Genomic DNA, 9,079 nt, shown 5'->3' with positions numbered 1-9,079 from the left:
GCTACTCCTCCCGGCGCCTGGCGTGGCGCTGACCGGTGCCGCGGCGCCTCGGTTCAGGTTCCGGGTCCTCCCTCTCCCGGGACCGTCCGTCGAGGGAGTCGGTGATGGCCTCGACGGCTCCGGTCAGCGCGCCCTTGCTCTTGCCGCGCGCCCCGCTCTCGGTCACCTCGCCGACGAGGCCGGTGATCGTGTCCGGTGCCTTGCGTCCCTCTTCCAGATCGAGCCGGTTGACCGCCTCCGCGAAACGGAGATACGTGTCGACGCTCGCCACGACGACCCGCGCGTCGATCTTGAGGATCTCGATACCGACCAGGGACACCCGGACGAACGCGTCGATGACGAGCCCGCGGTCCAGAATCAGCTCCAGGACGTCGTAGAGGTTTCCGCTCCCACCGACGGCGACCTGGCCGCCTTGCTGCGGCGCTACAGTCACGATGACTCCCTTCAGCGACCGCCGCGCGTGCCCCGGCGGCCACTTCGGCGTCCGCCGCGCGTACTGCCGGCGGTCACCGCTCGATCCGGCCCCGGGCATACCGCTGACGGCGCTCGTACTCGGTGAGCCGGCCGGTTTCGTCCAGTCGCACCCGGTAACTCGCCATCACACTGGTCGTGTCGGGCACCCGTGGGATTTCCAGTACCTCGATGTCGGCCTGCCAGCCGTCCTCCGTGCGCTTGACGGCGGACACGGACTCGGGCTGTTTGCCGATGAGCGCGGCGAGTTGCTCCGTGGCCTCCCGCATGGCCCGCCCCATCGGCAGGGGACTCCCGGGCTCGGCCGGGGAGGCCGCGACATGGCGCCGGTTCTCGGACGACCGCGGGGACCGCGCACCGCTCGTACTCCGCCGCTCGCCGCCGACCATGCCGCTCCCGCTCACACGTATATCGAGGATTCATGCGTTTTATCCTGCCTTTCCATGAAACACCCGCTGTGCGGGACGGGCAACGAGTGCGGGCCGGGGAGGGCGGTACCGTACGCCCACCGCACGCCGTCGCGGGCTGAACCGGCCGCGTCCCACCAGGAGCAGGGAGAACCAACCGTCATGTCAGATCTCGACATCCGCGACAACCGGTCCGAGGGTCGTCTTGAGGCGTACGAGAACGGCCGGGCCGTCGGATCCATCGTGTATTTCGCCATGGAGGCCACGGCAGAGTCGTCCGGCGCGCTGGTCGCGGTGCACACCGGGGTGGAGGAAGGGCACGAGGGCAAGGGCATCGCGGGCGCGCTGGTGCGGGAGCTGTACGCGACGGCCGGGCGCGAGGGCGTGCCCGTCGTCCCGTTCTGCCCGTACGCCGCCCGGTGGGCCCAGCGCCATCCCGCGGAGGCTCCGGCGGCCCCGGACGATGTGGTCGGGAGCGCGAGGGAGCTGCTGAAGGCCGCGCTGGACTCCGGTCAGGAGGGCGAGAACGGCCGGGACGGCGAGGGTGGCGACGGCAGGGCGGCGGGCGTCTGACGGCGTTCGTGTGCCGAGGGTCGTCCCGTCATCCCCGGTGGGCTCCCGGTGACGGCCGCGCGTCTCGCCGCGTTGTCGGAACGCCCGGACACGTCCGGCAGGCGGGCGCCTCTCCGTCTCCCGACGCACCGCATCCGACGCCGCCCAGCTGATCCATCAGCGATGACGGAACACCCCTTAGCATCGCGATCATGCTGACTCTGCTGCATACCTCCCCGGTCCATGTCCCGGTCTTCGACGCCCTGCGGGACCTGGACCATCCGGGACTCGTCCTGCGCCATGTCGTCGACGAGTCCCTGCTCTCCCGGGCGAGGGCCGAGGGCCCGGAATCCGTGGCGGCCGATGTCGAGGCCGTGCTCGCCGCCGCTGTCGCCGAGGGCTCGGCCGCCGTGCTCTGCACCTGCTCGACCATCGGTGAGGTCGCGGAGAAGACCGGCGCGGCGCTCGGTGTGCCCGTACTGCGGGTCGACCGGCCGATGGCGGCTGCCGCCGCCACGGCCGGGCGGGTCGTCGTGGTCGCCGCCCTGGAGAGCACACTGGAACCGACGGCCGCGCTGATCCGCCAGGAGGCGGCCGGGCGTCCGGTCGATCTGCGGATGGTGCTGGTCGAGGGTGCCTGGGAGCGTTTCGAGGCGGGCGACCTCGACGGTTATCTGAACATGGTGGCCGCCGCGGTGGACGGAATCACCGGCGCGGACGTCGTCGTGCTGGCCCAGGCCTCGATGGCCGACGCGGCGGACCGTACGACCTGTGGTCTCCCGGTCTTCTCCAGCCCGCGCCCGGGGCTGAACGCGGCGGCTGCCGCGGCGGCGGCGATCTGACGGCGGACGGGCGTGTCCGGCACCCGCTGTCCGGCACCCGCACGGGAACGTGTACGGCCCGTACGGCATGCACGGCCTGTGCGGCACGCACGGCCTGTGCGGCTGCGGCGCGCACGGCCCGTACGGCGGCTGTCCACGGGCTTTCCGGCAGTCTCCGTGGGCAGCCCGTACGCGGAACGCCCGCGCAGCCCGGCCCGTATCGGTCCGCTCACGCGTGGACCCGGCGCGCGTGGGCACGCGCAGGGGGAGAGAGTGAGAACGCACGACGCCCGCACCATGGAGGCAAGGCCATGACCAGCCCGAACCCGGACCCCGTTCACCCCGATCCGGTACCGCCCACGCCCACTCCGCAGCCCGGCCCGACGGGGCCCGGCGGCCCGGATCCGGTGCCGCCCGGTCCACCGCCGATGCCCACTCCGCCGCCGCACCCGACACCGCCGCCGAGCCCCACGCCCATGCCTCCGCCGGACCCGATCCCGAGCCCGCCGCCGGGCCCCGACCCCGTACCGGGGCCGGAACCCGAGCCCGCCCCCGGCCCGCTCGGCTGGATCCGCTAGGCCCTGTCCGGTCGGTTTCCGTGGACCGCGCCCCGGGCGTCCCGGGAGAGCGGCACAGGCGACGGGCCGGCGTACCGGGCCCGCGAAGACCGACCGGACAGGCCCCGGGGCCTGTCGTCCGGATCTCGCCGGGCCCGATCCGAACGAAGGACCTCAGTCGGTCGAGACCTCCGAGCGGTCGCCGCCCCAGAGGGTGTGGAACGAGCCCTCGCGGTCGGTGCGCCGGTAGGTGTGCGCGCCGAAGAAGTCCCGCTGCCCCTGGGTGAGCGCGGCGGGCAGCCGCTCGGCGCGCAGCGCGTCGTAGTACGAGAGCGCCGCGGCGAAGCCCGGCGTCGGTACTCCCTGGTGCACGGCCGTGGCGACCACCGCGCGCCAGTCCTCCTGCGCCGCGCCGATCTCCTCGGCGAACTGCTTGTCGGAGAGCAGGCTCGGCAGCTCGCGCTGGGTGTCGTAGGCCTCGCGGATCCGGTCGAGGAACGCGGCCCGGATGATGCACCCGGCCCGCCAGATCGCGGCGACCGAGCCGAGATCGATGTTCCAGTCGTACTCGTCGCTGCCCGCCTGGATCTGGTGGAAGCCCTGGGTGTACGAGACGATCTTCGACGCGTACAGCGCCTGCTCGACCTGGTCGGCGAAGCGCGCCGCGTCCGCCTCGGAGAGCGGCGCCGCCGTCGGGCCCGGCAGCGAACGGGAGGCCTCGCGCAGCCCGGCGTGGCCGGACAGCGAGCGGGCGAAGACCGCCTCGGCGATACCGGAGACCGGCACACCCAGATCGAGGGCGATCTGAACGGTCCAGCGGCCGGTGCCCTTCTGCTCGGCCTGGTCGGTCACGATGTCCACGAACGGCTTGCCGGTCGCCTCATCCGTGTGGGCGAGCACCTCGGCCGTGATCTCGATCAGATACGAGTCCAGCCGGCCCGTGTTCCAGGTCCTGAAGGTCTCGGCGATCTTGGCGGGGGAGTAGCCCGCGACGGCCCGCAGCAGGTGGTACGCCTCGGCGATGAGCTGCATGTCGGCGTACTCGATGCCGTTGTGCACCATCTTCACGAAGTGGCCCGCGCCGTCAGGACCGATGTGCGCCACGGTGGGCGCGCCGTCGGGCGCCTTGGCGGCGATCCGCTCCAGCAGCGGGCCGAGCGAGGCGTACGACTCGACGGAGCCGCCCGGCATGATGCTCGGACCGTGCAGCGCGCCCTCCTCGCCGCCCGAGATGCCCACACCGACGAAGTGGATACCGCGCTCGCGCAGCTCCTTCTCCCGGCGCCGGGTGTCGGCGAAGTGGGCGTTGCCGCCGTCGATGATGACGTCGCCCTCCTCCAGCAGCGGCGCGAACTCCTCGATCACCGCGTCGGTCGGAGCACCGGCCTTCACCATGATGATCAGCCGACGGGGCCGCTCCAGCGCCGCGACGAATTCCTCCGCGGACTCCGCGGGAACGAACGTGCCCTCATCACCGAACTCCTCCACCAGGGAACGGGTCTTCGACGCGGTGCGGTTGTGCACCGCGACCGTGAAGCCGTTGCGGGCGAAGTTGCGGGCGAGGTTGCGGCCCATGACCGCGAGCCCCGTGACACCGATCTGGGCAGTTCCACTCATGTCGTGTGCTCCTGGATATCCGTAGGATGCGCCGTGCGCCACCGGTAGGTCCCGCTGGGGAGCGGTACGTACCGCCGGACACGGCCGTTCATCAATCGTCAAGCGGGCCCGGAGCTCATGCATTCCGGACCTGACGCATCGTGCCGTGTTCTGAGCGCGAGCGCGAGACGAGGCCCGCACGCGTCGACGGCCCCTCGTTCACAAAGTATTGACACCCTCTCAGCGGCGGCGTAACACTGACAGCGCTTTGGAGAGCGCTCTCCCGCAGTGATCCCGGCTTCTTCACCGGCTGCGGGGCCGGCTCTCCGCGGTGCACCTTCCAGCTCCACTTCCCCCCACCGCACTCTTCGACGGGTGCGGCTGAAGAGCGGCATGGAGGTCCGCATGGCCGAAAGAATGCGCAGTTTTCGCAGTACCGCACTGGTGTCCGCCCTGCTCGTCGCCACCGCCCTCGCTCTGGTGGCGTTCGGGCTCATCGCGATCCCCGACACCGCCACCGCCGAGGCCACTCCCCGGGCGGCCGACGCGCCCGCGGTCGCCGAGGCGGCCCACGCCGGACACCGGATGGCCCCGGCGGTCCCCGTACCGTCCGGCGACGATCCCGACGGAGACGGTTATATTCCGGCCAATCCGCCCGTGACCGGTGTCGTGCCGTCCGCCGAGATCCCTCCGACCCGGTATTTCCACGAGTTCCAGGCGAACTGCTCGGTGACACACACCCGGCCGGACGACCCGATCGTCTATCCGGGCCAGCCGGGCAAGTCGCACGACCACACCTTCATGGGCAACAGGACGACCGACGCGAACAGCACCACGGCCTCGCTGAGCGGTGGCGGCACGGCGTGCAAGGCGCCCGGTGACAGGTCCGCGTACTGGATGCCGACGCTGTTCAACGGCAACACCGCGGTCGCGCCGGTCGGTCCGCAGACCATCTACTACAAGTCGGGCGTCACCGACTACCGGTCCGTACGGCCGTTCCCCAAGGGACTGCGCTTCGTCGTCGGCAGTCCGACGCAGACCGCCGAGCAGTTCCGCAACCACCGCGGCTGGGTGGAGGGCTGGGAGTGCGGGGACAGCTACAAGAACACCGAGATCCCCGCGACCTGCCCGGCCAGGCCGGATGTCCAGCTCAATCTCCGTTTCCAGGCACCGAGTTGCTGGGACGGAAAGTATCTGGACACACCGGACCACCAGAGCCACATGGCCTATCCGCGAGCGCAGGGCGCCAACCAGGACGTCTGCCCGCCCTCGCATCCCGTGGCGCTGCCGATGATCGAGTTCAAGATGGCCTGGCCCGTCAACGGTGACATGTCGCGGGTCAGGCTGGCGAGCGGAGTGGGACACACCTTCCACTACGACTTCTTCAACGCCTGGGACGACCGCACGCTGAACGCGCTGGTCCGGCACTGTGTCGTCGGCGGGCTCCAGTGCGACGCCCGTGGGTACGACCAGAACCACCCCGAGGCGGGCGCCGCGCTCAACGCGAACTACGAACTGCCCTGATCCGGGCCGCTCTTCCGCGGAGGCGGACCGCGCCTCCGCGGGAGAGCGCTCTCCCGCGCTCCGCCCGTTTCCCCTCTCCACCGGCCTCCCCCACCCGCACCGCCACCCGAGGAGACAGCACGCCATGCGCCGAGCATCCGCACTTCGACCACCCGTCCACGAGCCGCCCGCGCGACGGCGGGCCGCGCGGCTCACCGCCGTCCTGCGCCGGGCCGCCGGAATCCGGCGCGCGGCAACGCTCACCGTCGCCGCCCTGTTCGGGGCCTGTCTGGTGGCCCTTCCCGCTCCCGCCGCGCACGCCGCGGGCAGCGTCGTCAAGGTCACCGGAACACAGGGCAACTGGCAGCTCACCGTCGACGGAGCGCCGTACCAGGTCAAGGGCCTGACCTGGGGCCCCGCCGCGGCCGACGCGGCGCGGTACATGCCCGACGTGAAGTCGATGGGCGCCAACACCGTACGGACCTGGGGCACCGATGCCGGCAGCGCACCGCTGTTCGACGCGGCGGCGGCCAACGGTGTCAAGGTCATCGCGGGCTTCTGGCTCCAGCCGGGCGGCGGCCCGGGAAGCGGTGGCTGTGTCAACTATCTGACGGACACCACGTACAAGAACAACATGCTCGCGGAGTTCCCCCGCTGGGTGGAGACCTACAAGAACCACCCGGGCGTTCTGATGTGGAACGTCGGCAACGAGTCCGTCCTCGGACTCCAGAACTGCTACAGCGGCGACGCGCTGGAGCAGCAGCGCAACGCGTACACGACATTCGTCAACGACGTCGCGAAGCGGATCCACGCCGTCGACCCCAACCACCCGGTGACCTCGACCGACGCCTGGACGGGCGCCTGGCCGTACTACCGGCGCAACGCGCCCGACCTCGACCTGTACGCGGTGAACTCGTACGGCGACGTCTGCAACATCCAGAAGACCTGGCAGGACGGCGGCTACACCAAGCCGTACATCGTCACCGAGGGCGGTCCCGCCGGTGAGTGGGAGGTTCCGAACGACGCCAACGGTGTGCCCGCCGAGCCCGCCGATCCCGCGAAGGCCGCCGGCTACACCAACGCATGGGGCTGTATCACCGGCCACCGGGGCGTGGCGCTCGGCGCGACGCTCTTCCACTACGGCACCGAGTACGACTTCGGCGGCGTCTGGTTCAATCTGCTTCCCGCGGGCCAGAAGCGGCTCTCGTACTACGCGGTGAAGAGGGCGTACGGGGGAGACACCTCCCGGGACAACACCCCGCCCGTGATCTCCTCGATGTCGGTCGACGGAGCCGCCTCGGTGCCCGCGGGCCGGGAGTTCGTCGTCCGCGCCTCGGTCACGGACCCGCAAGGCGATCCGCTCTCCTACCAACTGCTGCTCGGCGCCAAGTACGTGGACAACTCGGGCCAGTTGAACGACACGGCCTTCACCGCCCTCGGCAACGGCACCTTCCGGCTGGTCGCGCCGGAGCGGCTCGGTGTGTGGAAGGTCTATGTCAAGGCGAGCGACGGCAAGGGCAATGTCGGCATCGAGACCAAGTCGTTCAAGGTGGTGCCGCCGCCGGTCACCGGGACCAATGTCGCCCGGGGCAAGCCCGCGACGGCGTCCTCGGCGCAGGCGGCCGGCACCGGCTGCCCCTGCCCGGCCGGCAACGCCGTCGACGGCTCGCTCGACACCCGGTGGGCGAGCGACTGGAGCGACCCGCAGTGGATCCAGGTCGACCTCGGACAGAAGACGGCGTTCCGCCATGTCCAGCTCGCCTGGGAGACCGCTTACGCCAAGGGCTACACCGTCCAGACCTCCGACGACGGGCGGAACTGGGCCACGCTGAAGACCGTCACCGACGGCAACGGCGGGATCGATGATCATGACCTGACCGGAAACGCCCGTTATGTCAGGATCAATGCGACCGTGCGAGGGACCGGCTGGGGCTACTCCCTCTACGAGTTCGGCGTCTACAGCTGACCCGGACCCCCGATCCGGGCGAGACCCGGCTCACCTGATCCGCCCGCGCCGTCTCCTCCCCGCCGGCGGCGCCGGACGGCATCCGGCGGCGGGCCATGGTTCCCCATGGCCCGCCGCCGGATTCCCCGTGCCGCGACGGGCTGCCGCATGGCGCTTCCGATTGCGGCAAAAGCGTGTACCGCACCGGGCTCCGAACGGGCACGTCGCGGGCGTCAATCGGGCAGTGATCCGAGCGGTTGCCACCCCGGTCGCTGCGGTGATCAGCGCAAACACTCTTCCCGAAACGGGCATGAACGGGCACAGTCGATGCTGTGAAGAAGCTGGTCGTGGCCGGTCTCCTGCTTGTACAAACGACGCATGAGCCCGAACGGGTGCTGAGCCGCAGCAAAGCAGGGAAGTGTGTTGTCGTGGACACCGACGAGCGCCGACGAGAAATCCTTGAGATCGCCCGACGAGACGGGTCGGTGGAGGTCACCGCCCTGGCCGGGAGACTTCAGGTCGCCAAGGAGACCGTCCGCCGCGATCTGCACGCCCTGGAGGAACACGGGCTGGTGCGGCGCACCCACGGCGGCGCCTACCCGGTCGAGAGCGCCGGATTCGAGACGACCCTCGCCGTACGGACCACCCGGCTCGTACCCCAGAAGTCCCGGATAGCCGCGGCTGCCGCCGATCTTCTCGGCGACGCGGAGACGGTCTTCGTCGACGAGGGCTTCACCCCCCAGCTCGTCGCCGAGGCGCTGCCCAGGGACCGGCCGCTGACCGTGGTCACCGCCTCCCTGGCGGTGGCGACCGCCCTCGCCGACGCCGAGAAGATCGCCGTACTGCTGCTCGGCGGCCGGGTCCGCGGCTCCACGATGGCGACGGTCGACCACTGGACCACCCGGATGCTCGCCGAGTTCGTCATCGACCTGGCGTACGTCGGGGCGAACGGCATATCCCGCGAGTACGGCCTCACCACCCCCGATCCGGCGGTCAGCGAGGTCAAGGCCCAGGCCATGCGGAGCGCGCGCCGCCGGGTCTTCGCCGGGATCCACACCAAATTCGGCGCGGTCAGCTTCTGCCGCTTCGCCGAGGTCGGTGACTTCGAGTCGATCGTCACGGACGCGGGACTGCCCTCGGCCGAGGCCCAGCGCTACTCGCTGCTCGGGCCGCAGGTCATCCGCGTCTGATCCCGCCCCGCCCGTACGCGCCGGTCGCGTCCCGTTC

8 protein-coding genes are annotated in these 9,079 nt (G+C 71.0%); 5 read left to right on the top strand and 3 right to left on the bottom strand.

Annotation, left to right across the window (positions count from 1 at the left end; genetic code table 11):
* Position 1: 1 nt before the first annotated feature.
* Together BFF77_RS16370 and BFF77_RS16365 are read right to left on the bottom strand one after the other, a co-directional pair.
* Positions 2 to 433, bottom strand: coding sequence for a gas vesicle structural protein GvpA (locus BFF77_RS16370; protein WP_066949829.1), 432 nt, complete (start codon positions 431 to 433; stop codon positions 2 to 4).
* Between the two features lie 73 nt (positions 434 to 506).
* On the bottom strand, positions 507 to 875 hold the full coding sequence (locus BFF77_RS16365) for a gas vesicle protein GvpO (RefSeq protein WP_245703543.1): 369 nt from the start codon (positions 873 to 875) through the stop codon (positions 507 to 509).
* A 165-nt stretch (positions 876 to 1,040) separates the two neighbouring features.
* Here BFF77_RS16365 and BFF77_RS16360 point away from each other — a divergent pair, with 165 nt between their 5' ends.
* Together BFF77_RS16360 and BFF77_RS16355 are read left to right on the top strand one after the other, a co-directional pair.
* On the top strand, positions 1,041 to 1,451 hold the full coding sequence (locus BFF77_RS16360; protein ID WP_066949814.1) for a GNAT family N-acetyltransferase: 411 nt from the start codon (positions 1,041 to 1,043) through the stop codon (positions 1,449 to 1,451).
* Between the two features lie 191 nt (positions 1,452 to 1,642).
* Positions 1,643 to 2,272, top strand: coding sequence for an aspartate/glutamate racemase family protein (locus BFF77_RS16355; RefSeq protein WP_425424380.1), 630 nt, complete (start codon positions 1,643 to 1,645; stop codon positions 2,270 to 2,272).
* A gap of 710 nt (positions 2,273 to 2,982) precedes the next feature.
* On the opposite strand, the gene gndA is transcribed toward BFF77_RS16355, so the two are convergent.
* Positions 2,983 to 4,425, bottom strand: a complete 1,443-nt coding sequence (gndA, locus tag BFF77_RS16350; RefSeq protein WP_066949808.1) for an NADP-dependent phosphogluconate dehydrogenase — start codon at positions 4,423 to 4,425, stop codon at positions 2,983 to 2,985.
* Positions 4,426 to 4,809: 384 nt separating this feature from the next.
* Here gndA and BFF77_RS16345 point away from each other — a divergent pair, with 384 nt between their 5' ends.
* From BFF77_RS16345 to BFF77_RS16335, 3 genes are all read left to right on the top strand, one after another.
* Positions 4,810 to 5,928 (top strand): DUF1996 domain-containing protein, encoded by a 1,119-nt coding sequence (locus BFF77_RS16345; protein WP_066949822.1) that lies wholly within the window; start codon positions 4,810 to 4,812, stop codon positions 5,926 to 5,928.
* A gap of 124 nt (positions 5,929 to 6,052) precedes the next feature.
* Complete coding sequence (locus BFF77_RS16340; RefSeq protein WP_079125212.1) at positions 6,053 to 7,873, top strand: discoidin domain-containing protein; 1,821 nt, start codon at positions 6,053 to 6,055, stop codon at positions 7,871 to 7,873.
* A 407-nt stretch (positions 7,874 to 8,280) separates the two neighbouring features.
* Positions 8,281 to 9,042 (top strand): DeoR/GlpR family DNA-binding transcription regulator, encoded by a 762-nt coding sequence (locus BFF77_RS16335; RefSeq protein WP_066949817.1) that lies wholly within the window; start codon positions 8,281 to 8,283, stop codon positions 9,040 to 9,042.
* Positions 9,043 to 9,079 lie beyond the last annotated feature (37 nt).

Origin of the sequence: Streptomyces lushanensis (assembly GCF_001700515.1) — a bacterium.
Classification (GTDB): Bacteria; Actinomycetota; Actinomycetes; order Streptomycetales; family Streptomycetaceae; genus Streptomyces; species Streptomyces lushanensis.
The sequence above is the reverse complement of the archived record's forward strand: the minus strand, read 5'-3'. Positions and strand labels throughout refer to the sequence as shown.